The 22,279-nt window shown below is 58.9% G+C and carries 24 protein-coding genes and 2 pseudogenes; 18 read left to right on the forward strand and 8 right to left on the reverse strand.

Annotated features, from left to right (window positions below; all coding sequences use genetic code 11):
* The first annotated feature begins 161 nt into the window (after window positions 1-161).
* Window positions 162-716, forward strand: a complete 555-nt coding sequence (locus tag MKZ91_RS28360) for a hypothetical protein (RefSeq protein ID WP_336174387.1) — start codon at window positions 162-164, stop codon at window positions 714-716.
* A 322-nt stretch (window positions 717-1,038) separates the two neighbouring features.
* On the opposite strand, the gene MKZ91_RS28365 is transcribed toward MKZ91_RS28360, so the two are convergent.
* The 4 genes from MKZ91_RS28365 to MKZ91_RS28380 all read right to left on the reverse strand — a co-directional run bounded on the left by MKZ91_RS28365 (window position 1,039) and on the right by MKZ91_RS28380 (window position 3,205).
* Window positions 1,039-1,563 carry a GNAT family N-acetyltransferase gene (locus tag MKZ91_RS28365; protein WP_336174388.1) on the reverse strand — a complete coding sequence of 175 codons (525 nt, stop codon included), beginning with the start codon at window positions 1,561-1,563 and terminating at the stop codon, window positions 1,039-1,041.
* 3 nt (window positions 1,564-1,566) lie between these two features.
* Entirely contained in the window at window positions 1,567-1,866 is a 300-nt protein-coding gene (locus MKZ91_RS28370; RefSeq protein WP_336174389.1) for a type II toxin-antitoxin system TacA family antitoxin, read from the reverse strand.
* A 418-nt stretch (window positions 1,867-2,284) separates the two neighbouring features.
* Window positions 2,285-2,695 (reverse strand): tripartite tricarboxylate transporter substrate-binding protein, encoded by a 411-nt coding sequence (locus MKZ91_RS31680; RefSeq protein WP_442892359.1) that lies wholly within the window; start codon window positions 2,693-2,695, stop codon window positions 2,285-2,287.
* A gap of 42 nt (window positions 2,696-2,737) precedes the next feature.
* A complete protein-coding gene (locus MKZ91_RS28380) occupies window positions 2,738-3,205 on the reverse strand; it encodes an Lrp/AsnC family transcriptional regulator (RefSeq protein WP_336174390.1) in 468 nt (155 codons plus the stop codon).
* A gap of 172 nt (window positions 3,206-3,377) precedes the next feature.
* Here MKZ91_RS28380 and MKZ91_RS28385 point away from each other — a divergent pair, with 172 nt between their 5' ends.
* From MKZ91_RS28385 to MKZ91_RS28445, 13 genes and pseudogenes are all read left to right on the forward strand, one after another.
* Window positions 3,378-4,442 carry a homoserine dehydrogenase gene (locus tag MKZ91_RS28385; protein ID WP_336174391.1) on the forward strand — a complete coding sequence of 355 codons (1,065 nt, stop codon included), beginning with the start codon at window positions 3,378-3,380 and terminating at the stop codon, window positions 4,440-4,442.
* Window positions 4,439-5,848 (forward strand): aldehyde dehydrogenase family protein, encoded by a 1,410-nt coding sequence (locus MKZ91_RS28390; RefSeq protein WP_336174392.1) that lies wholly within the window; start codon window positions 4,439-4,441, stop codon window positions 5,846-5,848. The genes MKZ91_RS28385 and MKZ91_RS28390 overlap by 4 nt, the downstream gene beginning before the upstream one ends.
* Before the next feature lie 128 nt (window positions 5,849-5,976).
* On the forward strand, window positions 5,977-6,756 hold the full coding sequence (locus MKZ91_RS28395) for an ABC transporter ATP-binding protein (protein ID WP_336174393.1): 780 nt from the start codon (window positions 5,977-5,979) through the stop codon (window positions 6,754-6,756).
* Between the two features lie 39 nt (window positions 6,757-6,795).
* Window positions 6,796-7,566, forward strand: coding sequence for a transporter substrate-binding domain-containing protein (locus MKZ91_RS28400; RefSeq protein WP_336174394.1), 771 nt, complete (start codon window positions 6,796-6,798; stop codon window positions 7,564-7,566).
* 108 nt (window positions 7,567-7,674) lie between these two features.
* A complete protein-coding gene (locus MKZ91_RS28405) occupies window positions 7,675-8,397 on the forward strand; it encodes an ABC transporter permease (RefSeq protein ID WP_336174395.1) in 723 nt (240 codons plus the stop codon).
* A gap of 11 nt (window positions 8,398-8,408) precedes the next feature.
* Window positions 8,409-9,098 carry an ABC transporter permease gene (locus MKZ91_RS28410; RefSeq protein WP_336174396.1) on the forward strand — a complete coding sequence of 230 codons (690 nt, stop codon included), beginning with the start codon at window positions 8,409-8,411 and terminating at the stop codon, window positions 9,096-9,098.
* A gap of 31 nt (window positions 9,099-9,129) precedes the next feature.
* Entirely contained in the window at window positions 9,130-10,008 is an 879-nt protein-coding gene (gene dapA / locus MKZ91_RS28415) for a 4-hydroxy-tetrahydrodipicolinate synthase (protein ID WP_336174397.1), read from the forward strand.
* A gap of 158 nt (window positions 10,009-10,166) precedes the next feature.
* Window positions 10,167-11,381 (forward strand): trans-sulfuration enzyme family protein, encoded by a 1,215-nt coding sequence (locus tag MKZ91_RS28420; RefSeq protein WP_336174405.1) that lies wholly within the window; start codon window positions 10,167-10,169, stop codon window positions 11,379-11,381.
* Between the two features lie 21 nt (window positions 11,382-11,402).
* Window positions 11,403-12,791 carry an aspartate ammonia-lyase gene (locus MKZ91_RS28425; RefSeq protein WP_336174398.1) on the forward strand — a complete coding sequence of 463 codons (1,389 nt, stop codon included), beginning with the start codon at window positions 11,403-11,405 and terminating at the stop codon, window positions 12,789-12,791.
* A gap of 13 nt (window positions 12,792-12,804) precedes the next feature.
* On the forward strand, window positions 12,805-13,599 hold the full coding sequence (locus MKZ91_RS28430; RefSeq protein WP_336174399.1) for a phosphotransferase: 795 nt from the start codon (window positions 12,805-12,807) through the stop codon (window positions 13,597-13,599).
* Window positions 13,596-14,039: an Lrp/AsnC family transcriptional regulator gene (locus MKZ91_RS28435; protein WP_336174400.1), complete on the forward strand. Its 444-nt coding sequence runs from the start codon at window positions 13,596-13,598 to the stop codon at window positions 14,037-14,039. Before MKZ91_RS28430 ends, MKZ91_RS28435 begins: the two co-directional genes overlap by 4 nt.
* Window positions 14,040-14,059: 20 nt before the next feature.
* Window positions 14,060-14,995 carry a homocysteine S-methyltransferase family protein gene (locus tag MKZ91_RS28440; RefSeq protein ID WP_336174401.1) on the forward strand — a complete coding sequence of 312 codons (936 nt, stop codon included), beginning with the start codon at window positions 14,060-14,062 and terminating at the stop codon, window positions 14,993-14,995.
* Between the two features lie 128 nt (window positions 14,996-15,123).
* Window positions 15,124-15,371: pseudogene (locus tag MKZ91_RS28445) on the forward strand (transposase); the annotation flags it as partial.
* Window positions 15,372-15,399: 28 nt separating this feature from the next.
* Here MKZ91_RS28445 and MKZ91_RS28450 read toward each other — a convergent pair.
* From MKZ91_RS28450 to groES, 4 genes are all read right to left on the reverse strand, one after another.
* Window positions 15,400-16,413 (reverse strand): methyltransferase, encoded by a 1,014-nt coding sequence (locus tag MKZ91_RS28450; RefSeq protein ID WP_336174402.1) that lies wholly within the window; start codon window positions 16,411-16,413, stop codon window positions 15,400-15,402.
* 790 nt (window positions 16,414-17,203) lie between these two features.
* Window positions 17,204-17,506 (reverse strand): DUF982 domain-containing protein, encoded by a 303-nt coding sequence (locus MKZ91_RS28455; protein WP_336174406.1) that lies wholly within the window; start codon window positions 17,504-17,506, stop codon window positions 17,204-17,206.
* A gap of 132 nt (window positions 17,507-17,638) precedes the next feature.
* On the reverse strand, window positions 17,639-19,267 hold the full coding sequence (groL, locus tag MKZ91_RS28460) for a chaperonin GroEL (protein ID WP_336174403.1): 1,629 nt from the start codon (window positions 19,265-19,267) through the stop codon (window positions 17,639-17,641).
* Between the two features lie 56 nt (window positions 19,268-19,323).
* Window positions 19,324-19,638 carry a co-chaperone GroES gene (groES, locus tag MKZ91_RS28465; RefSeq protein WP_336174407.1) on the reverse strand — a complete coding sequence of 105 codons (315 nt, stop codon included), beginning with the start codon at window positions 19,636-19,638 and terminating at the stop codon, window positions 19,324-19,326.
* 282 nt (window positions 19,639-19,920) lie between these two features.
* On the opposite strand from groES, the gene MKZ91_RS28470 reads away from it, so the two are divergent.
* The 4 genes and pseudogenes from MKZ91_RS28470 to MKZ91_RS28485 all read left to right on the forward strand — a co-directional run.
* Window positions 19,921-20,193 carry an usg protein gene (locus tag MKZ91_RS28470; protein WP_058325145.1) on the forward strand — a complete coding sequence of 91 codons (273 nt, stop codon included), beginning with the start codon at window positions 19,921-19,923 and terminating at the stop codon, window positions 20,191-20,193.
* 148 nt (window positions 20,194-20,341) lie between these two features.
* On the forward strand, window positions 20,342-20,818 hold the full coding sequence (locus MKZ91_RS28475) for an Hsp20 family protein (RefSeq protein WP_336174404.1): 477 nt from the start codon (window positions 20,342-20,344) through the stop codon (window positions 20,816-20,818).
* 246 nt (window positions 20,819-21,064) lie between these two features.
* Window positions 21,065-21,976: pseudogene (locus MKZ91_RS28480) on the forward strand (NAD(P)-dependent oxidoreductase); the annotation flags it as partial.
* Window positions 21,977-22,181: 205 nt separating this feature from the next.
* The coding region (locus tag MKZ91_RS28485; RefSeq protein WP_336174408.1) for a ferrochelatase at window positions 22,182-22,279 on the forward strand (98 nt) is incomplete at its 3' end.

Consider the following 22,279-nt stretch of genomic DNA (forward strand, 5'->3'; position numbering starts at 1 on the left):
ATTTCAGTCGAGTGCCGGCGCGCGCTCGATCACGAGGCGCAGGTTCTCCAGACAGCGAGGAAGCAGGCTCCATCGGATTGAAGATAACGGGGCGGAACCGTAATGTTTACGGGCTCTTTGCGGCGATAGTGGGGGGCGGCATCTGGCGATTGACGCTGAACATGGAAAAGACCCATGTCACTCACGTCAGTGTCGGCTTCGTCTTTCTGGGGCACCGGATCATTCGCAAGCGAGGGGCGCACGGGCGGATGTCCGTCATCACGACGATACCCAAGGAAAAGGCCAAGGGGTTTGTTCGCAGACTCACCGAAACCCTTTTCGGCAATCATAGTGTCAGCACGGTCGACATGATCGCCAGCCTGTACCTCCAGTTCGTGGGATGCGCGGCGTTCTGCAAGCTCACCGACTTCACGGCGTACGTATTCCAGCGCATCGACCATGTCGTGTTCTGGAAAATGGCGCATTGGCGCGGTTCAGCTGCGCCGTCGCCTTGCCGCTCACAGGCTATGGCGCCGATATCCTGGAAATGCTGGCGCTCTCACCTGCCAAGCTGCCGTTCGATGCCCTTCTCAGGTTTCAAACTGATCGTCGCCGCACTCGCCTGGCATTTCTCGTGGCTAAAATCTGACTTTGAGAGTGTATGGACTGAGAAGCGCCGTGACGGCCAGGTCTTGAACAAACTCGTGCAGCAGCAGGTTCTTGTCGCGGACATTTAGTTCTTGAATAACCTTGCTCTAAGCCTCCAGACGCATCGTGATACCGGTCAGGTGATTGATCCCGTTGGCAAGGTCTAGTGCGGCATCATCGGCCAGATCGCGATAGATTATCTGCCTAAGGCCAAACTCCGTATCGAGCCGAATGGTTTTCGGTGGCTCGAACACCCCGTATGGCATAAATGGCGTGCATGGTTCCACATCTCGGAGATGATTTCCGGTATTCAGAGTATTTTGAAACGAAAAAGTCGTCTTCCTGGTCCATTACCAAATGCATTCTTTACGGGCTTTTTGCCGATTTGCCTGAATATGCGAAACCTTCAGGTTATTTGCGTTGCTCGTGCAGCCGCGCTTCCGCCAGCGATGCGGCGATTGCAGCGATCGAGCGAAACAGCACGAGCGGGTCGTCCTTGGAGGGCGCAAAACCCCGCCGCTGCCAGAACTGAGCCGCTTCGTGATCGACGGCATTGACCATCAATGCTCGCCCGCCGATCAGAGCCGCTGCCTGGACGCATCGCTCAAGGGCATGTTTCAATAGACCTGTGCCGATACCGTGCCCAGCCCATTCCGTGTCCGCGGCAAGCTGGCCGAGAAGAAGACAGGGAACCGGATCGGGCGGTTGCCCGGTGCGGACCGAGCGCGGCAGGATCGAAGGAATAATGGCCGTCGGCGCCAGTCCGTAATATCCGATGACGCGCCCGGCCTCGTGGACGACGAGGACCGCCGTGAAGCCCTTTTCGTGATTGGAAAGCGCGCGCGTCTTCAGCCAATGATCGAGTGTTGTCTTGCCGCAGGAGAATTTGGAAACATCATGCGCGGCAGACAGCGGTTCTGGAGCCGATAAAGCCACGGCCTACCGCTTCGGCGCGTAACCGGACTCCCATGGGGCGGGCCGCTCGAGCACTTCCACGATTTCCGGAACGATCGTTGGCGGCTGGGACAGGATCTCCATGAAGTCGGCGAACCCTTCGGGGCTCATACGGATTAGCCCCTGTTCCATGACGATCTCCTCGGCGGCGCGCACAGCGGCGTCCCGCACGAAATCCGTGCGCGAGCGGCCACGCAGGCTTGCCGCGCGATCGATCATTGCTACGTCCGCTTCAGGCAAACGCATCGAGATCGGGTATTCCTTACGTTCGGCGGTGGCGGCCATGATTTATCTCCTTGCAAGCAAGATATTACCCAGTATCGCAAAATGCAATACGAGGCCATGAGTTGCGTGCGAAGTATGTCCTGTCTCGACAAAGGGCGAAAAAGAACGGCGGCCGAGGAGTTCACATGCGCCAGGAGACGATTTCGCGGAAATTACGTAGGCTATTTCACGACGCCAGCGTACGCTTTTCTTCGCCAGCACACTCCATGACGGGCGCCGCAAAGTTCTGGCGCGCGAGCTGCCGACCGAGTAGGCGCGCGAGTTTGATGAGGCGAGGATCGGATCGCCGCGCGGCGTAAAGGTCAGTTCTGGCGTGTCGGCCAGCACGAGCGACCTGTTCGACGTCTGGTGCGGCTTCTGGCAGGACGCCGTCCTTGACTATTCCAGAGAAGGCACGCGGATCGCTGCGCGGCGGCAATCACGGGCATGCCGGCTTCCACTGCCGGCTCTCACGAACCGTAATGGGCCTGCCTCGCTGGATGCCGAAGTTCCATGCCCATCGGTCCTTGCGGGCCTTGTCGCTCAGGTATTTCGCCTCAAGCCAGGCATCAAACTCATGAAGCTTGTCGCCGGTGACTGCGAGCGCCTTCAGCGTGTCGCTTTCAATGAGGCCGATGGCTGACGGAGTAGTCGTGACAGTGAAGCCGATATGTCCGCCGACGAGATCGTTCACCGCCGGACCGGCGCCCTTGTTAGGCACATGCTTCACTTTGATGCCGGCCGTTTGGCCGAGCAGCGGCGCGCCGAGATGCCTGGCCGAAACATTGCCCGCAGACCCGTTCCTTGGTTTTGGCGGCTTATCCCCTGGAAGGCGCCTCCAACCGCAAATCTGCGGTTGGCTTGCGTGCTTGTAGCTGCGGGAGCGCTTGGACTAGCTTGCGACCGGCACGAACATCCCGAGCTTGATATCCTTTAACACGACATTGGTGTGAATGCGCTTGATTTGCGGGTTTTCTGACATCAAATTGGCCGTGATTTCGTCGTACTGGTTGACGTCCCGAGCGGTAATAATGGCGATTAAGTCCACCGCACCGGTCACATAGTAGACCTGTTGAATATGTTCCTGCTTGGCAAGCCAGACGCGAAATTTCGACAGGGCGTCGTAGTTCTCGCGTTCGATCTCCATTCCGGCGATAAACGTCATGGGGTTGCCGGCGACTTTGCGGTCGATGATAGCAATCTCGGCGGTAATGATGTTTAAGTCCCGCATACGTTTCAGGCGACGTTGCACGGCTGATGCGGACAGCCCCACCAAGTCGCCAATGGCCTCCGCCTTCATCTGGCAGTCAATCTGAATGATGCTCAAAATCCTGCGGTCGAAGTCGTCAATCGGTTCCATTCTCTCATCCTAGGCAGTTCCTTGGCCGCGTCTGCACTACCACGCTTTCTGCACATTTGCGCAGTTGTCGCGCACGCTTGTCAAAGCGGCCAGATCTTTGGCCATTTCGGAACCTTCCTGCTGCGCGTGCCTGCCGTCATGCTCTTCCCATCGCCTATGATGAGGAACCGACATGGTACAGTACAACGTAGCTCTTATCGGATTCGGTGGAGTCAATCGCGCGCTCGCGCAGCTCGTGGCCGAGCGAAACGACCTCTGGCAGTCGGAACTCGGCTTCCGGCTCAACATTGTGGCAGTGACCGACCTTAATCTCGGTTCTGTCGTCTCGCGAAACGGCATTGACGCACGAATGCTCGTCGAAACCAATTTCGAGAAGGGCGGCTTCGCCAGGCTTTCCGGTGGATCGGCAGACGCGGACAACGAGAAGGTCATCCGGGCAGCGCCTGCAGACATTGTTGTTGAAGCCACATTCACGAACCCCCATGACGGAAAGCCGGCCGTTTCCCATTGCCGCTGGGCGCTCGAGAGCGGCAAGCATGTTGTGACCACCAATAAGGGTCCGGTGGCGCTCGCAGCCGCCGACCTGAAGGCGCTGGCTGGTCGTAACCAGGTCCATTTCGAATATGAAGGGGCCGTGATGAGCGGAACACCCGTCATCCGCTTGGCGAAGACCACCCTTGCTGGAGCCGGACTCGGCGGTTTTGAAGGCATCCTCAACGGCACCTCAAATTTCGTCCTCGGTCGCATGGAGGCTGGGCTCGGCTTTTCCGAGGCGGTTAAAGAGGCGCAGGCTCTTGGTTACGCCGAGGCCGATCCTACCGCTGATGTTGAAGGTCACGACGTGCGGCTGAAGGTGGTCATTCTGGCGAATGAACTCCTGGGTGGTGCGCTCAAGCCGACCGATGTCTCCTGCCACGGGATTTCGGCGCTCACGATCTCGGACATCGACACTGCCGCGAAAGAAGGGTGCCGCTGGAAGCTGATCGGGTCGGCAGTGCGCCGCGAGAACGGTAGCATCGAGGCAGCTGTCGCGCCGCGCCGTCTGCCGCTCGAGCACCCTCTCGCGGGAGTGAGTGGCGCTATAAATGCCGTATCGTTCACCACTGAGATGCTCGGTTCAGTGACGGTAACGGGTCCGGGAGCTGGCCGGATCGAGACCGCTTATGCTCTTCTCTCGGATATCATTGCTATCCACCGCTCAGTCGCGGCCGGTTCGATCAAGGAGGCCGCGGAATGACAAACGTCAAGCTTCAAGTCGCCCCGGCTACCGAATTGATCGACGTTTTCAATCCTTATGACGGCAAGGTTGTCGGAAGCGTAAGAGCCAGCACGTCCGATGACGTTGGTACCCTTCTTGAGCGTGCCAAGCGGGGGGCGGCGGTATCGCGAGCGCTCCCAAGGCATCGCCGGGCCGCCATTCTGGAACTGGCAGCACGGCTCGTTGGGGAGCAGCTCGAGGATTTCGCACGCACGATTGTCTGCGAGGCGGGCAAAACGATCACGCAGGCCCGCAAGGAGGCTTCGCGTTGCATGAATACGTTGAAGCTCTCTGCGGAGGAAGCCAAGCGCAACGCCGGCGAGATCATTCCGTTCGACGCCTACGCGGGCTCCGAGGCGCGTCAAGGCTGGTTCACACGTGAACCGCTTGGAATCATTGCTGCGATCACCCCCTACAATGATCCGCTGAACCTGGTTGCGCACAAGCTTGGCCCTGCAATCGCGGGCGGCAACGCAGTCGTTCTGAAGCCGTCAGAACTCGCCCCCCTATCGGCTCTCAAGCTGGTTGGGACGTTGATCGAAGCGGGCCTGCCGGAGGAAATCGTCACTGTCGCCGTCGGCGGCGCGGATCTCGGGCGCGCCATTGTGTCAGCCCGCGACATCCGTATGGTGTCGTTCACCGGTGGCTTTGCGACCGGCGAGGCAATCACGCGGACGGCCGGTCTGAAGAAGCTCGCCATGGACCTGGGCGGCAATGCTCCGGTTATCGTCATGGCAGACAGCGACATTCAAAAGGCGGTGGAGGGCTGCATCTCGGGCGCCTATTGGGCGGCCGGCCAGAACTGTATCGGCACGCAACGCATTCTCGTCGAAACCGCCTGCTACGAAAGGTTCCGCCACGCATTTGTCGCCGGCACGAGCAGCCTTCGTGCCGGAGACCCGCGCCTTGAGTGTACAGACGTCGGCCCCATGATTTCCGCCGCTGCTGCCGAACGGACCGAAAAAGCCGTGGAAAGAGCCGTATCTGGTGGCGCGAAGCTGCTGTGCGGCCATCGCCGCGAAGGCGCCATCTACCACCCAACCGTGCTCGAAGGTGTTTCGCGCGACAATAGTCTCTGGAAGGAGGAGGTTTTCGCACCGGTTGCGATACTCGAACGCTTTGAGACGCTTGCGGACGCAATCCGACTGGCGAACGAACCGGACTACAGCCTGCACGCCGGCGTCTTCACCAACAACCTTGCCGTGGCCCTTGAGGCCGCAGCCGGTATTGAGGCCGGGGGAGTCATGATCAACGATTCCTCCGACTATCGGTTTGACGCCATGCCGTTCGGAGGTTTCAAGCACGGTAGCATGGGCCGTGAAGGCGTGCGCTTTGCCTACGAGGACATGACCCAACCCAAAGTGATCTGCATCAACGGGCAGTGACGCGGAAAAATCGCGACTTCTAGCAACGCACCGGGGAAAAAATCCTCAACAACACACGATTGCGCGGAAAGGCCGCGCAAGCAATTGCTAAATTGCGCCAAAACAAGCCACGAAAAAGTGGGGAACCAATGACAACGAGCATTTCATGCGCACTGCGCGTCGACGACGTACACAAGAGTTACGGCACACACGAAGTGTTGAAGGGCGTATCGCTTGCCGCGGGCAAGGGGGATGTCATCTCGCTGATCGGGTCCTCAGGATCCGGCAAGAGTACCTTTCTTCGCTGCATCAACTTTCTCGAGGTTCCGGACCGCGGCCGTTTTATCATCAACGGCGAGGAAGTTCTTATGAAGACTGGATCCGCTGGTCGCATACATCCTGCCAACTGGCGGCAAGTGGAGCGCATCCGGACTGGTCTGGGTATGGTTTTCCAGAGTTTCAATCTTTGGGCACACATGACTGTCCTTGAGAATGTCATCGAGGCACCAGTCCACGTACTCGGCATGAGCCGCAGGCAGGCGACCGAGAAAGCTGAAGCGCTGCTGCATAAAGTCGGGCTCTACGAGAAACGCCACGTCTACCCCGTCTTCATGTCAGGTGGCCAGCAGCAGCGCGCATCAATAGCGCGGGCACTGTGCGTGGACCCGTCCGTAATGCTGTTTGACGAACCGACTTCGGCTCTTGATCCCGAACTCGTTGGGGAAGTGCTCAAGGTCATCCGAGATCTCGCGGACGAGGGCCGCACGATGCTGCTCGTAACGCATGAGATGAAGTTCGCCCGCGACGTCTCAAGCCACGTAATGTTCCTGCATCAAGGCCGCGTCGAGGAAGAGGGCAAACCAGAACAAATCTTTGGCGCTCCCATCAGCGCGCGGTGTCGTGAATTCACGAGCTCGTCACGCCATTGAGCGCGGCCGTGCACCAATCAAAAACGAAAGGGAACTGACATGAAGACTGCAATTTACCTTGTTGCCGGAGCAGCTCTACTCGCCTCGGGCGCCGGCGCGAGTGCGGAAGTGCGCTTTGGCATCATGAACGAAGCCTACCCGCCGTTCTTTACCAAGGATGCGTCGGGCAAATGGATCGGCTGGGAGATCGATCTGATGGATGCGATCTGCGCAGAAATGAAGGAAAGCTGCTCGATCGTTGACATGTCTTGGGACGGGCTCATCCCCGGTCTTCAGTCAAAGAAATTCGACGTGATCTGGTCTTCCATGTCCATCACGGACGAACGTAAGAAAACAATCGCCTTCACAAACAAGTACTACAACACACCAAGCAAACTGATTGGCGCACAAGACGGCAAAAGCGGCACCACCGCCGATGACGTCGCCGGCAAAACGATTGCCATCCAGGTCTCCACGGTCCAGACCGAATACTACAAGAAGCACTTTGCGAGCGTGGCCGACGAGAAGACCTATGCAACACTGGATGAGGCTTTCCAGGACCTCGCAGTCGGCCGCGTGGACTACGTGTTCGGCGACTCCATTCCGCTGATGACATTCCTTGGATCGGATTTTGGCAAGGATTGTTGCGAGGACAAGGGTAATGTCCAGGATGACCCTGATGTTCTGGGGCAGGGGATCGGCGGCGGATTGCGCAAGGAAGATTCCGAGCTGCTCGCCAGGTTGAACGCCGCTATCGCAGCCATTCGAGCTAACGGAAAATACGCCGAGATTTCCAAGAAGTATTTCAACTTCGATCCCTACGGCGATTAGCCGACGTAGCGGGCGTCAAGGCGACCCGCTGTTCCGCCGATTGCACCCTCTCAACGACAAAGCGTTCGAGCCCAATGATCCTGCTCAGACGCCGCGGAGCTGTTGTTCATGCAGACAAGCTTATCCATTTTCGAACTGCTTTCGCCCAGCCCACCGGGATGGGGCGGGGTGCTGCTTTCGGGCGCGGCCTCGACTGTTATGATTTCGCTCGGAGCGTATGTGGTCGGCATATTGATCGGGCTCGCGGCTGCGGCTGGCAAACTCAAGGGGAGACGTGCTGTCGCCACCTTGCTTGATCTTTATACGACGGCCGTGCGCGCTATCCCGGAACTGATCCTGATCATTGGCCTCTATTATGCCGGGACGGATGGCATCAACAGGCTGCTTTCCGCACTCGGCTTCCCGCCAATCGAAATCAACGGCTTCCTCGCCGCTGTTCTTGTGCTCGGGGTCGTGCAGGGCGCCTACATGACCGAGGTGCTGCGCGGTGCAATCCTTGCCATTCCCGCGGGCCAGATCGAAGCCGCCAGCGCCTTCGGCATGCGACCCTGGCTGCGCTTCCGCCGGATCGTTCTGCCGGCGCTGATGCCAAATGCGATCCCCGGCATGGCCAATCTCTGGATGTCGGTCACCAAGGACAGTGCGTTGATCGCCGTTGTCGGCTACCAGGAACTGGCGCTTGCGACACGCCTCGCCGCCGGTAACACCAAGCATTACTTCCTGTTCTTCTTGGCCGCCGCCGCGATCTACCTGGCGATCACGGTGGCCTCCAATGTCGTGTTCGGTAGCCTGGAAACCTATTTCCGGCGCGGACAGCCGAGAGCGGCCTGAGGAGACGCACAATGGATTTCTCGTGGGTCTTCACCTATTGGCCGCTCATCGCAGCAGGCGCTTTGCAGACGATACTTCTGCTGTTCATTTCGGTCACTCTCGGCTTCGTTCTGGCGATCGGCCTTGCGCTCGCGCAGGTGAGCGGTCCCCCTTGGCTGCGATGGTGCGCAAAAGCGTACTGCACGTGCTTGCGTGGCACGCCCCTGCTCATCCAATTGTGGCTACTCTACTATGGCGTCGGGTCCTTGCTGCCTATGATCCCTGGCCTGCGCTCAAGCTTCCTGTGGCCGATCGTGCGCGAGGGCTTCTTCTTCGCGGCGGTGAGCTTCACGCTCAATTACGCGGCCTACGAGGCGGAGGTGCTGCGCGGCGCGTTGCTCGCCGTTCCAAAGGGAGAACTGGAAGCCGGGCGCGCCTTCGGCATGACGCGATGGACCCTTTTGCGGCGCATATGGCTGCCACGGGCGATCCGCATCGCCCTGCCGACGATCACCGGCGAGGTGGTGCTGCAGCTGAAGGCGACACCGCTCGCCTTCACCGTCACCGTGATGGATCTCTATGCCGTCGCCTACAAGATCAGGCAGGACACGCTGCTCGTCTACGAGCCTCTGGTCGTCGTCACCGTCTTCTATGTCTGCCTCACCCTCATCATCACGCGCGCCTTCCGCATCGTCGAGATGCAGGTGCCGATACGGCGCTGACATCGCCGGTGGAAGTTAAACGGAGATTGCGATGTTTAAAGGATCAATCACGGCTCTTGTCACACCGTTTCAAAACGAGAAGGTTGATGAAGAGGCCTTTCGGTCGCTCGTCGAATGGCAGATTGCGGAAGGCACCAACGGTCTTGTCCCCTGCGGAACGACCGGGGAGAGCCCGACCCTTTCACACGCCGAGCACAAGCGGCTGGTTGAACTGACTGTGGACATAGCGAGGGGACGAATTCCTGTGATCGCTGGCGCCGGATCCAACAGCACTGATGAGGCGATCGACTTTTCCCGGCACGCGCAGGCGGCGGGCGCCGATGCGCTGCTTGTCGTCACGCCCTATTATAACAAACCCACGCAAGAGGGACTCTACCAGCATTTCCGCGCCGTTGACGCGGCGGTTTCTATTCCGATCATTGTCTACAACATACCGCCACGCAGCGTCGTCGACGTCTCCGTGGACACGCTTGCCCGTCTGGCACGGGATTGCCGAAACGTAATCGGCGTCAAGGACGCCACCGCCAATCTCCTGCGTCCTTCGTTGGAACGTATGGCCTGCGGTCGAGATTTCAATCTGCTATCGGGCGAGGATGGCACAGCTATTGGCTACATGGCGCATGGTGGACACGGCTGCATATCCGTGACCGCAAATGTCGCGCCGCGACTTTGTGCGGAGTTCCAGGCCGCGTGCCTTGCGGGTGATTTCCGTCGCGCGCTTGAGTTTCACGACCGCCTGATGCCTCTGCACCGCGCGCTTTTTCTGGAAACAAACCCGACGGGTCCGAAATATGCCCTTTGGCGCCAGGGGCGCATGCATCGCGATGTGCGTCTGCCGCTCGTGACGGTCACGCCCGCGGTGGAAGCCGAAATTGATAGTGCCATGCGACATGCCGGTCTTTTGGTCTGATCTGCCGATCGCTCGCCCAGATTGTCTTAGGCAGCAACGGCAATGTCAGCGCAAACGACGCCAACATCCCTAGTCAGGGACTGAATGCCCAGGAGGATTCCCCGATGGCAACGACACTCCCAGCTCTATTCGAGCGCGAGCCAGCCCACAACAAGAGCATGCCCGAGGCCACAAAGGGCCTCAGTCGCGAAACCCTCGCTCTGAACGGCGGACTCGTCATCGATCCGTTGACGAGAGCGATCGCCCCCAATGTTTCCATGTCCGTCAACAATGTGTTGGCACCCGGTGACGGCGCTTTTTCCGCGGATGGCGTTGACGATCTGACCGCGCTGCCGTTCCTTTATGCGCGCTGGACCAATCCTACGGTGCGCCAGCTGGAGCAGCGGCTTGCCGCACTCGAAGCCGCCGATGATGCGGTTGCCACGGCAACGGGCGTTGCGGCAATCGGCGCAACGTTCCTGACCTTCTTGAAGAAGGGCGACCACCTGATTGTGAGCGACGTTTGCTATGCCGGTGCCAACGAACTTGCCCGGCGCATATTGCCGGACTACGGCATTGAGGTGACGCCGGTGAACATGTCGCGCACCGAGGAGGTTGCCGCCGCATTCCAGCTCAATACCAGGCTCGTCCATTGCGAAAGTCCGTGCAATCCGATCCTGCGCCTGACCGATCTTGCCGCCATCGCCGGCCTTGCACGAAGGCACGGTGCTCTGATGTCGGTCGATTCAACGCTAGCCACTCCTGTGGCCACGCAGCCGCTGACACTCGGAGCCGATCTCGTCATCCATTCCCTGACGAAGTTTATCAACGGGCACGGCGATGCGTTGGGTGGCGTCGTTTGCGGACGCAAGGAGCTGGTGGAAAAAATCCGCTCACGCGCCGGCGTATACCTCGGTGCGTCGATGCCGGCCATGAACGCCTGGCTCATCCTTCGCGGCATCGACACGCTGTTTGCCCGCATGCGGACGATCTCTGAATCCGCGGCAAAGATCGCGACGTTCCTGCAGGGTCATCCGGCGGTGGCGGCTGTAGCCTATCCAGGATTGCCCTCCCACCCGCAGCATGACCTGGCAAAGCGCCAGATGGATCTGTTCGGCGGAGTAGTGACCTTCCAGGTACGAGATCCGGCGGCGGTGGCCCGGAAGCTCGCTGAGCGCCTCAAGGTTGCTCACTATGCCTTCTCGCTCGGCCATCAGCGCTCGATTGTCGTGCTGCTCGACACGCAAGAGATGATGAAGTCGACCTATGGGCTCACTGGGGAGCAACTTGCTGACTACCGTCGCTTCGCAGGGGACGGGGTGTTCCGGCTGTCGGTCGGTCTAGAAGCGACCGACGATCTCATTGCCGACCTCGACCAAGCGATCAGTGCCTGACCCTGAGCGCAGAGAAAGATCATGACAACGACACGCATCGAAACTGACCTGCTCGGATCCCGGACAATACCGGCAAACGCCCTGATTGGGATCCACACCCTACGAGCAACGGAGAACTTCGACGTATCAGGGATCAGGCTCCAAGATTTTCCCGAGTTCGTGCAATCCTTAGGAATGGTCAAGCAGGCCGCCGCCGCAACCAATCTCGAACTTGGACTTCTTGAACCTCGTCTCGCACGGGCAATCCAGCGGGCCTGTGACAGACTGATCGCCGGGGACGTTCTCGCGCCGCATTTTCCGGTGGACATGATGCAGGGTGGGGCGGGAACCTCGACCAACATGAACGTTAACGAGGTCATTGCCAATCTTGCATTGCAGGACCTGGAGCGGCAGCCCGGCAGCTACGATGCCATCAACCCAAACGACCACGTTAACCTTTCCCAGTCGACAAACGACGTCTATCCGACCGCAATTCGGCTGACGGTGCTGCGGGAAGGCGAAAAACTGACTTCAGCTCTGTCGGCATTGGCCGCCTCGTTTCGATGCAAGGGAGAAACCTTCTCTGACATCCTGAAAGTTGGCAGGACGCAGCTCCAGGATGCCGTCCCGATGTTCCTTGGGCAGGAGTTCGAAGCCTTCGCAGAGACGCTGGAAGAAGACGTCGCACAATTTAAAAGCGCCGCCGAACTGATGCGCGAAGTCAATTTAGGTGGCACGGCGATCGGTACGGGCGTCAATGCGCCCGCGGAATTTTCCGTTGCTGCCTGCGCGCATCTGTCTCGCATCTCTGGCGTCACCCTTCGACCCGCGCGCAACCTCGTCGAGGCGACGTCGGACACCGGCGCCTTCGTCTCGATCTCGGGCTCCCTCAAACGCATGTCGGTGAAGCTTTCGAAGATTTGCAACGACCTGCGGCTTCTGTCGAGCGGTCCGCGCGCTGGCTTCGGCGAAATCCGGCTTCCAGTCATGCAGGCGGGCTCTTCAATCATGCCGGGCAAGGTCAATCCGGTGATCCCCGAAATGCTGAACCAGATCGGCTTCCAGGTGATCGGCAATGACCTCACGGTCACACTTGCAGCCAGTGCCGCGCAACTCCAGTTGAATGCGATGGAGCCGGTCATCGTGCTCAACATCCTCCATTCCATGCGGCTTCTGACGAGAGGCATGGACGCACTGCGTATCCGGTGCATTGAAGGGATCGAGGCCGATGCAGAGCGGTGCCGGTCGCTTCACGACCATTCCCTCGTTCTTGCCGCAGCCCTCAATCCTTTCATCGGATATGCCAAGGCCGCATGCCTTGCCCAAACAGCGCTGGCAGAACGGATATCGCTGCGCGAGGTGATCAAGCGCGACAGCGGTCTGTCTGCGGCACAGATCGACACGATCTTTGGTGAACCGAGGCGGCACTGAAGGGAGCGGAAGAATGGCTGTTTTCACAGATCTGACGGAGGTTGAGTGTCGCCAAATCGCCACGGCCTACCGTCTCGGAGGCCTGACATCGGTCATCGGCATCGCCGACGGCGATGCCGAGACCACCTTTCTCTTCAGGTCAGAGCGCGGCGAGTTCATTGTCACATTGTTTGAAAGTGGCGCCGATCCCTTCGATCTCGAGCGGGCCTTTCGCACGATGGAAACCCTTTCTGCCGCAGGCGTACCCTGTCCAACGACGTTCCGAACCGATGCCGGTGCAGCGACGGTCACCGTGTCAGGCAAGCTCGTTGCGGTTGTTGGCTTCATGCCCGGGTCACGAGCGAATGAAATCACCCCAGAGAAGAGCCGGGCGCTGGGGCGCTGCGTTGCACGCATCCACCAGACCCTGAGGCGTTCCTTTGACGAAGGGGGCTCAGGCCTTCCGAAAGGTCCGGTGCACGGAGCCCTCAACCGGGACAATGTCTTCTTCCTCGGCGAGGCCGTGAGTGGCGTCATTAATTTCCGATTGCGCCACGACGACTTTCTGGTCGCGGAACTCGGGCAAGTCTTGATGCGTTGGACCGCGCGAGCGGACGGTATGCTGGAGAATAGGCTCCTCCGCCCCTTGCTCGCCGGGTACGAAGAGGTTCGTCGTTTGACTGCACCAGAATGGCGCGCCTTGCCGGCCTTCGTTATGGCCGCTGCTGCTGCCGAGTTTGGAAAAGATTGCAGGTTCACGGATTTTGAAGCGGGCACGTTCAAGGCCTTTCACTCCGCCAAGGCATGTACCGAGGAGCTGCAGCCATGAAGCGGGTTCTCGACCGAGCAGATGAGCGCATCCTGACCGAGCTGGCCCGAAATGCCCGAATCCCGCACGCCGAGTTGGCGGAGGTGGTCAATCTGTCGCGCAACGCAGTGCGCCAGCGGATTGATCGATTAGAGCGGGACGGTCTTATTCAGGGATATACGATCATCGCTGGCGAGGGTAGGCCGCCCACGGCAGCCGTCACCGCGATGATGTTCGTTTATCGACACGACCGCATGCGCGGCGGTGACGTCATCCACGCGCTCAAACGGCTGCCAGAGGTGGTGTCCTGCGACGTCATGAGCGGCGAGTTTGACCTGGTCGTTCGAGTTGAAGCGGGCGCCACCGACCGCATTCGCGAAATCTGGCAGGAAATATCAGCACTTCCTGGCGTTCGAGACACCCTCACAGCGTTCGCATTGTCTTCGATGATCAAGCGATGAGCCGGCCAAAAGGATGAGCCATGAAACCCATTAGAATTCTAGATGGCGGCATGAGCCGCGAACTGATCCGACTTGGTGCGGAACTCAGGCAGCCGGAATGGTCGGCGCTTGCGCTAATGGAGGCTCCGGAAGTTGTCCGGCGCGTGCATGAGGAATTCATCGTCGCGGGCGCCGATGTCATTACCACCAACAGTTACGCATTGGTGCCGTTTCATATCGGCGAGGAGAGATTTCGGGCCGAGGGCCGCAGGCTGATTGCTCTTGCTGGAAGTCTGGCGCGCGCAGCAGCCGATAGTGCTAAGGATCGCAAAGTGCTCGTCGCCGGATCTCTGCCGCCGATCTTCGGTTCATACGAACCGCAACTCTTCAGACCGGAGCGGGTGCAGGACTATCTTGGCGTATTGGTCGAAGAACTCACGCCCTACGTTGATCTGTGGCTAGGTGAAACCCTGAGTCTCGTGGCCGAAGCAGAGGCAGTGCAGCAGGCGATAGAGGGCACCGGTAAACCGTTCTGGATATCCTTCACGCTTGACGACGGGCCAGGCACAGAACCAAACCCGGCAGCCCTGCGTTCCGGGGAACGCCTGGCCGATGCTGCACGCTGGGTTGCCGGGTCGGGAGCTCAGGCACTCCTGTTCAATTGCAGTCGTCCCGAAGTTATGCAGGCAGCGGTCGAGCAGGCCTCTGAGGTCTTAGACGCGCTGGGCGTTTCCCTTGACATAGGTGTTTATGCGAATGCATTCGCTTCCGATGAGGAGGGAGCGGCAAATGAAACGCTACATTCCGTTAGAGACGATCTCTCAGCTGACCGATATTCTAGCTTTGCCTGCGGTTGGGTAAAGAGCGGAGCCTCCATCATCGGTGGCTGCTGTGGTGTGGGTGCGTCGCATATACGGTGCGTCGTTTCTAGGCTTAATCGCCGCGATAACGATTGGTACTCGCTTTTAGCTGAATAGCTGGCGCGATGCTGCGAGCACAAAGTCCTTATCTCTAGACAACTGCGCTCGGCTTTCTGAATTGAGCTCGGCTCAGGACCTATTAATATGGCTTGAGATGTGATTCACGGTTCCCGAAGGAGACCGTGATGGGTGATTTGTTTCTTCTGAGCGAGCGCAGACGGCGCGGATCGAACCCTATTTCCCGCTGGCGCATGGCGTACCGCGCGTCGATGATCGAAGGGTGATCAGCGGCATCGTCTACGTCATCAAGCATGGTCTGCAGTGGAAGGATGCGCCGAAGGATTACGGGCCGCATAAAACGCTCTACAATCGTTTCATCCGCTGGAGCCGGCTCGGTGCCTTCGACCGCATCTTCGCAGCGCTGGCGGCCGAAGGCCCCACTGTCCGGTTGCGGTGTCCGTTCAGTCCGGTTTGAAGCCGATCACCATCGAGTCCGGCCCCAGCAACGGTTCAACGCGCGTGGACACGAAACCGGCGTCGCGCATCCAGGCTTGGCAGTCGGCGCCGGTGTAGTCGAAGCCTCCGCGGGTCTCGATCAGCATGTTCAGGCTCATCAGCAGGCCGAAAGTGTTGCTGCGGCGCTCGTCGTCGATGACGGCATCGTAGACGATCAGGGCTCCGCCGTTCGGCAGCGCGGCGAACGCTTTTTCCAGCAGCATCCTCTTCTCGGCAAGATCCCAGTCGTGCAGAATATGCCCCATCACGATCACATCCGCATTCGGCATCGGGCCGTCGAAGAAGTTGCCGCTTTGGAAGCGGATGCGGTCGGCGAGGCCCTGCCGGGCGATGAATTCGTCGAATATCGGCTGCACGGTGGGCAGGTCGAAGCCGATGGCCTGGAGATGTGGATGGGCTCGCGCGATCACCACCGGCACCATGCCCTGCGCTGCGCCCACATCGGCGAAGGTCGTGTATTTCGACCAGTCGAACCTGGCGGCGATCGCCTGCGCCGCACCGGCGCTGATCCCGCTCATGGCCTCAAGGAACCCGCGCAGCCGTGCCGGCTCCGCATAGATCGCGGCGAAGAAGTCCTCGCTGTGCTTGGCTTCATTCTGCGGCTGTCCCGTGTGCAGGGCTTCGGTAAGCGAGCCCCAGAAACCGTAGAGCCGGGCATTGGCCATTTCGAGGATGCCGCCGATATAGGACGGCTTCGCTTTGTCGAGGAAGAGGTCCGTATCAGGGGCGTTGCGATAGTGGCCGTTCTCGCGTTCGAGCAGCTTCAGGGCCACAAGGGTGTCGAGGAAGTCGCGGGCCGAGCGGGGATGCAGTTTCAGTCTGGCCTGCAGGTCCGGCAGGTCGGCCGGGCCGACCGCGAGCTCGGTGAAGACGCCGAGCTCGACCGCGCTGAGCATGGCCTTGGAGGCCCAGAAGCCCATACCGAGCTGCATGATGTTGTCCGGCGTCGTTGCGCCCATCGCTCGTCTCCCGGTAGATCGTGTCGTCGAAGGGCATCTGGGATTGGTGCGGATGCCGAAGTGGTGCGGCGGCCCTACGAATCCGAGGACGGTTCATCCGTCGAGGCAGCCTGTAACGAAAAATAGAGCGTTTTACGATGGGGCGCAATCAATCAAGAATCACTAAGCTGAAAGCCCAACCGCAGAGCGCCGAGCTTCGTCCTGACGACTTCACGTCGTCCGATGCTTACCTATAAAGGCCTGCTTCGTTCGACCGCTCTGCGACCGACAAAGAGCGATACGACCGATCCATGGCAACTGCATGCCAGCGTAAATGTCCTCGCGGCCAAATATCAAGAAGGCCATAGGCCGTCCGGCATGAACGGTGAGCATCCTCCAATTGTTTCGGTCTATGTTGAAGGCTGGCAGCTTCCCATTGGGTGAGAATGCCATTCGCTAACCCAGTCCACGTTCCACCTGAGGAAATCCACTCGCGGAGAGCCTTGATTCTGTGGCCCATGACCGAGCGGTAGAATCGCACAGGCGAGGAACGGTCCCAGCGACTTGGAAAAAGGTCAGAGGTGGAACTGGTCACCAGGCTTCAATCTTGCGCTCCCGATTGGACGCGGGCAGTGACTACGGGAGCTAGACTAAGCCTAGGTCGACGATGAAGGGATCCTTCGTTCGCACATGTCGGCCCCCAGGCGCCGGCTTTGTTCTTATTTTGTGCTTCGAAGACGGCATAATGGATATCGTCGGGAACGACCGGGGCAGAGAGGCCGCGATCGCAGCCTCTCACGGGAAGGTCTGTTCACGGCGAGATGCGACCGCCACCGGACTTTGCTTTGATCATCCACGGGAGAACCGCAGGAGCGTTGACGAGTATGCCCTTCTTCTTTGCGAAGGAGCGAAGTGCGTCTCGCGCAACCTGAACTGGCTTGTGACCATCATGTGCCAGGTAGCAGGTCTTCAGGGTCGCGTCGTGAATGATGTCGCGATCTCCTTTGGACCATTCCTCAAGGAAATCGATCGCATCGTCCAGGTTTGTGATTTCGAGGACCAGATCCTTCCTTTCACGCAGGTAAACTGGTCGATCAAACATCTTCGTGTGCATTTCTACCTCACTGAACTCGTTGGTTTCCAACAACGAAGGCGCCGGGAGTGCGCCAGCAGAAGATTTGGCTTCGCGGCCTCTTGAGTTTAAGGATCCAGCCCGCCCCTCTGAGGGGCGGGCCATACGGCCGTATTAAAAGTCCATTCCTGCGCCGGCCGGTAGTGTCGGAGCAGTGTCCTTCTTCGGCTTCTCGGCGATCATGGCTTCGGTCGTCACCAGGAGACCAGCGACGGAGGCCGCATCCTGGAGCGCGGTGCGCACGACCTTGGCCGGGTCGATGACGCCTTGCGCATAGAGGTCGCCATATTCCCCGGTCTGAGCGTTCCAGCCATAGGAGAACTCCGTCTTCTCGCGAAGCTTGCCAACGATGATCGAACCTTCAGCACCAGCATTCTCAGCAATCTGGCGAACCGGTGCCTCGACGGCGCGCCGGACGATCTCGATGCCGACCTTTTGGTCCTGATTGGCGGTCTCCAAATGGTCGAGCGCTTTGATGGAACGCAATAGAGCCACACCGCCGCCGGGCAGAATGCCTTCTTCCACAGCCGCCCGGGTGGCATGCAGTGCATCATCGACGCGGTCTTTCTTTTCCTTCACCTCAACTTCGGTTGAGCCGCCCACGCGAATGACAGCAACGCCGCCGGCGAGCTTGGCCAGGCGTTCCTGCAGCTTCTCGCGATCATAGTCGGAGGTGGTTTCCTCGATCTGGGCGCGGATCTGCGCGATGCGCCCGTCGATGTCGGCCTTGGCGCCGACGCCGTCGATGATGGTCGTGTTCTCTTTCTCGATCGCAACTTTCTTTGCCCGCCCGAGCATGTCGAGAGTGACGTTCTCGAGTTTGATGCCGACATCGTCGGAGACGACCGTGCCTCCCGTGAGAACCGCGATATCTTCCAGCATGGCCTTGCGCCGATCACCGAACCCTGGCGCTTTGACCGCAGCGACCTTGAGACCGCCGCGCAGTTTGTTGACAACGAGTGTCGCGAGCGCTTCACCCTCCACGTCTTCGGCGATGATGAGGAGCGGCTTGCCGGACTGAACCACCGCTTCGAGCACTGGCAGCATCGCCTGAAGGTTGGAAAGCTTCTTCTCGTGAATGAGGATGTAGGGATCGTCGAATTCGGTCCGCATCTTGTCGGCATTCGTCACGAAATACGGGCTGAGATAGCCGCGGTCGAACTGCATGCCTTCGACAACTTCGAGTTCGGTCTCTGCCGTTTTGGCTTCCTCAACGGTGATGACACCTTCATTCCCGACCTTCTGCATCGCCTCCGCCAGGTAGCGGCCGATTTCCTCGTCGCCGTTGGCCGAGATGGTGCCGACCTGCGCGATCTCCGAATTATTGGAAATCTTTCGGGCGTTGGTCTTCAGCTCCTTCACGATCGCATCAACGGCAAGATCGATACCCCGCTTCAGATCCATCGGATTCATGCCTGAAGCAACTGCTTTGGCACCCTCCTTGACGATTGCCTGCGCCAGCACGGTGGCCGTCGTCGTACCGTCACCGGCGAGATCGTTAGTTTTGGAGGCGACTTCGCGCAGCATCTGCGCGCCCATATTCTCGAACTTGTCTTCCAGTTCGATTTCCTTGGCGACAGTGACACCGTCCTTGGTGATGCGGGGGGCGCCAAAGGACTTGTCGATAACGACATTGCGCCCCTTTGGGCCGAGCGTCACCTTGACGGCATTGGCAAGGACATCGACCCCACGCAGCATCCGTTCCCGGGCGTCGGTGTGAAACTTGACTTCTTTCGCAGCCATTTCCTTAACTCCTCAATAGGCAGCTATTTGACTGGTGGATTTATGGTGTGGACGGCTCAGGCAGCCTGCTTGCGCTCGGCCGGGGCTTCAATGACACCGAGGACATCGCCTTCCTTCATGATCAGCAAATCTTCTCCGTTGATCTTGATCTCGGTACCGGACCATTTGCCGAACAGGATGCGGTCTCCCGCCTTGACGTCGAGGGCCTGGACTTGGCCCGCTTCGTTGCGAGTGCCGGTGCCGACAGCGACAACTTCGCCCTCCTGCGGTTTCTCTTTCGCCGTGTCGGGAATAATGATCCCACCCTTGGTCTTTTCTTCTGATTCAACCCGGCGGACGAGAATACGATCGTGCAGCGGTCGGAAAGACATGTTTTCCTCCAATGGACAAACAGGTGTGACGTTGTTCCCCATCACCGGACCGGATGACCAGTCCGGACGGGTACAAAACCTCATATGAGCGTCTTGCGCGAAATCATCTGGTTTTGCGATATTTCGAATTCAAGGGGTCGACCCAAAAAAATCAGCACTCGCATCGCGCGGCTGCTAACATGCTGTAAAGGAACAACAAAGCCATGCTTTACGTTGAGAATTCCGTTGATGACCGCGAACAATTGCGCCACCTTAGCGCTTGTTGAAAATCGGAGATGAAGCATGCGATACTCATCGGATTTCGAGCGTCAAATTAACGGCTACGGACTAACCACCGCGCATATCCTCTACCGCATTCCCGATTTCGAATCCGTCCTGCAGACTTATGTCTGGCAGGATTACGATCTTGCTCCCGACTTTCCTGAAATGCAGAAATTCCTCGATTTCTGGCAGGCCAATCTCGACGGTCCGCTGCATTCCGTTCGCTATACGCATCAACGCCTGATCCGGCCGAACGAATGGCGCCGTATTGAAGGTGAGTTCAAGCTGCACTGAGATTTGCAAAATTCTCCAAGACAGCACTTGAAGCCGGATTTCTCAGATACCAGATCATTGCCGCCAGCCGCTGACACCAGGGCCGGCAATGCTGGAAGCGCCGTCTTTCGGCGCTCCATACCCATGTTGCTTTCAGGAGGATATGGCTATGGCAACAACTCACGACTACACACCTCTCTTCCGATCGAGCGTTGGCTTCGACCGGCTCTTCAACCTTCTGGAAAACGCCCAGCGCGACCGTTCGGTTAGCGATTGGCCGCCGTATGACATTGTCAAGACAGGCGACGACAGCTACCGCATCTCGATTGCCGTTGCTGGCTTTGCGGAGGGCGACCTCGACATCACATTCCAGACCAATCTTCTCACCGTTACAGGCAAGAAGCAGGACGCTCCGTCCGAAGCCTATCTGCACCGAGGCATCGCCGGCCGCCCGTTCGAACATCGTTTCGAGCTTGCCGACCATGTCAGGGTGAGTGGCGCGGGATTGAGCAATGGTCTGCTGACCATCGATCTCGTCCGGGAGATTCCGGAGGCATTGAAACCGCGCAAGGTCAGCATTCAAAGCGGTGCCGCTCTTGGACGGCCGGACGCCGCGCCGCAGATCGAAGCCCAGAGTGCTGCATAAACGAAAACATCGGATGGGCGCCGTTTCGATGGCGCCCATGGGAAAACAGGGTTGGAAAGGAGCGCGCGATGAAACCGGACCTGTTCCGAAAGCCTGTCGACTTGTTGATAGCACGCCACGTTCACTTGATGCAGGCTGGTCGATGCGACTGCTATGTCGAGGCGATGGCATTTTCTGCGTCGGTAGCCTGACGACGCTCGCTGGCGCTAAGCCCTTCTTTCATCTAAAGCCCATTTAAATCGGAAAGGGTGGCAGGCAATGCGCTGTGGTTTCGTAGGACTTGGGAACCTCGGCGCGCATCTGGCAGCAAACCTTTTGCGCGCCGGCTTTATGGTGACGGTTCACGACAAGGATCGCCGAACAGCCGATCCGCTGGTCGAAGCCGGTGCCTTGTGGGCCGATTCACTCGGAACACTTGCCGAGCAATCAAACGTCATCTTTACGTGCCTTCCGTCGCCGCAGGTTTCGGAAACGGTTCTTGACGATTTGCTCAAATTCCGTGGACCGGACATGACCTGGATCGAGATGTCCACAGTTGGTCGCAGTGAAATCCTTCGGCTGGCAGGCAAGGCCTCGGAAAAAGGTGTCACGACTCTGGAAGTTCCTGTCACTGGGGGTGTACATCTTGCCGCGAAAGGAAAGCTTACCCTGTTGGCTGCCGGCGATGCGGTGGTGTTCGATCGATTTCTTCCAGTGCTCCAGACCATGGGGGATCAGATTTTCTACATGGGTCCTTTAGGTAACGCAGCGGTCATCAAGGTAATCACCAACATGCTGGCATTCATCCACCTCATAGCGGATGGTGAAGCCCTGATGCTCGCGAAACGCGGTGGCCTAGACCTTGCTCAAACATGGCGAGCCATAAAGGCGAGTTCCGGAAACAGTTTCGTCCATGAAACGGAGGGCCAACTCATCCTAAATGGCAGCTACGACGTGGGCTTCACCATGGATCTAGCCGTGAAGGATCTAGGGTTTGCGATCGACTTCGGCAGAATTTTTGGAGTTCCGCTAGATCTGGCTGCCTTGACCAATGAGATCTTTGTCAAAGGCAAGGACGTGTACGGCGGCACCGCGCAGTCGACGCAGATCGTCAAGCTATTGGAGGATGCTCTTGGCGAGAACCTTCGTGCCGACGGATTCCCTGCCCGATTGGAGTGACGACCGACGGACTGACCGTTTGCTGCATAGTCTGCTTGGCGGTTTCAGGTCAGGTACCTTTTGTTTGAGGACGACTTCAGCCTGTTCGACCAGGATTTTCAGCCCACGCTGATACGTTCCACGTTCCATACGTAGTTAGCTTGGAGACAGAAAGGAACGGTATTCCCCTGCCAACCACCCTTCCGTCAAATCCGGAAAGGTCGGCATTCTCCTGGTCAATCTCGGCACGCCCGACGGCACCGACTACACCTCGATGCGCCGCTACCTGAAAGAGTTTCTGACCGACCGCCGGGTGATCGAATG

Origin of the sequence: Ensifer sp. MJa1 (assembly GCF_037026475.1) — a bacterium.
GTDB lineage: Bacteria > Pseudomonadota > Alphaproteobacteria > Rhizobiales > Rhizobiaceae > Ensifer.

What these genes read in the sequence shown, in the direction of transcription:
- MKZ91_RS28395 (WP_336174393.1), top strand. Translation starts at nt 5,977, where the DNA reads ATGACAACGAGCATTTCATGCGCACTGCGCGTCGACGACGTACACAAG.
- MKZ91_RS28420 (WP_336174405.1), top strand. Translation starts at nt 10,167, where the DNA reads ATGCCCGAGGCCACAAAGGGCCTCAGTCGCGAAACCCTCGCTCTGAAC.
- MKZ91_RS28455 (WP_336174406.1), bottom strand. Translation starts at nt 17,506, where the DNA reads ATGCACACGAAGATGTTTGATCGACCAGTTTACCTGCGTGAAAGGAAG.
- MKZ91_RS28390 (WP_336174392.1), top strand. Translation starts at nt 4,439, where the DNA reads ATGACAAACGTCAAGCTTCAAGTCGCCCCGGCTACCGAATTGATCGAC.
- MKZ91_RS28475 (WP_336174404.1), top strand. Translation starts at nt 20,342, where the DNA reads ATGGCAACAACTCACGACTACACACCTCTCTTCCGATCGAGCGTTGGC.
- MKZ91_RS28400 (WP_336174394.1), top strand. Translation starts at nt 6,796, where the DNA reads ATGAAGACTGCAATTTACCTTGTTGCCGGAGCAGCTCTACTCGCCTCG.
- MKZ91_RS28360 (WP_336174387.1), top strand. Translation starts at nt 162, where the DNA reads ATGGAAAAGACCCATGTCACTCACGTCAGTGTCGGCTTCGTCTTTCTG.
- MKZ91_RS28435 (WP_336174400.1), top strand. Translation starts at nt 13,596, where the DNA reads ATGAAGCGGGTTCTCGACCGAGCAGATGAGCGCATCCTGACCGAGCTG.
- MKZ91_RS28405 (WP_336174395.1), top strand. Translation starts at nt 7,675, where the DNA reads ATGCAGACAAGCTTATCCATTTTCGAACTGCTTTCGCCCAGCCCACCG.
- dapA (WP_336174397.1), top strand. Translation starts at nt 9,130, where the DNA reads ATGTTTAAAGGATCAATCACGGCTCTTGTCACACCGTTTCAAAACGAG.
- MKZ91_RS28430 (WP_336174399.1), top strand. Translation starts at nt 12,805, where the DNA reads ATGGCTGTTTTCACAGATCTGACGGAGGTTGAGTGTCGCCAAATCGCC.
- MKZ91_RS28380 (WP_336174390.1), bottom strand. Translation starts at nt 3,205, where the DNA reads ATGGAACCGATTGACGACTTCGACCGCAGGATTTTGAGCATCATTCAG.
- MKZ91_RS28425 (WP_336174398.1), top strand. Translation starts at nt 11,403, where the DNA reads ATGACAACGACACGCATCGAAACTGACCTGCTCGGATCCCGGACAATA.
- MKZ91_RS28410 (WP_336174396.1), top strand. Translation starts at nt 8,409, where the DNA reads ATGGATTTCTCGTGGGTCTTCACCTATTGGCCGCTCATCGCAGCAGGC.
- groL (WP_336174403.1), bottom strand. Translation starts at nt 19,267, where the DNA reads ATGGCTGCGAAAGAAGTCAAGTTTCACACCGACGCCCGGGAACGGATG.
- MKZ91_RS28450 (WP_336174402.1), bottom strand. Translation starts at nt 16,413, where the DNA reads ATGGGCGCAACGACGCCGGACAACATCATGCAGCTCGGTATGGGCTTC.
- MKZ91_RS28470 (WP_058325145.1), top strand. Translation starts at nt 19,921, where the DNA reads ATGCGATACTCATCGGATTTCGAGCGTCAAATTAACGGCTACGGACTA.
- groES (WP_336174407.1), bottom strand. Translation starts at nt 19,638, where the DNA reads ATGTCTTTCCGACCGCTGCACGATCGTATTCTCGTCCGCCGGGTTGAA.
- MKZ91_RS28440 (WP_336174401.1), top strand. Translation starts at nt 14,060, where the DNA reads ATGAAACCCATTAGAATTCTAGATGGCGGCATGAGCCGCGAACTGATC.
- MKZ91_RS28370 (WP_336174389.1), bottom strand. Translation starts at nt 1,866, where the DNA reads ATGGCCGCCACCGCCGAACGTAAGGAATACCCGATCTCGATGCGTTTG.
- MKZ91_RS28385 (WP_336174391.1), top strand. Translation starts at nt 3,378, where the DNA reads ATGGTACAGTACAACGTAGCTCTTATCGGATTCGGTGGAGTCAATCGC.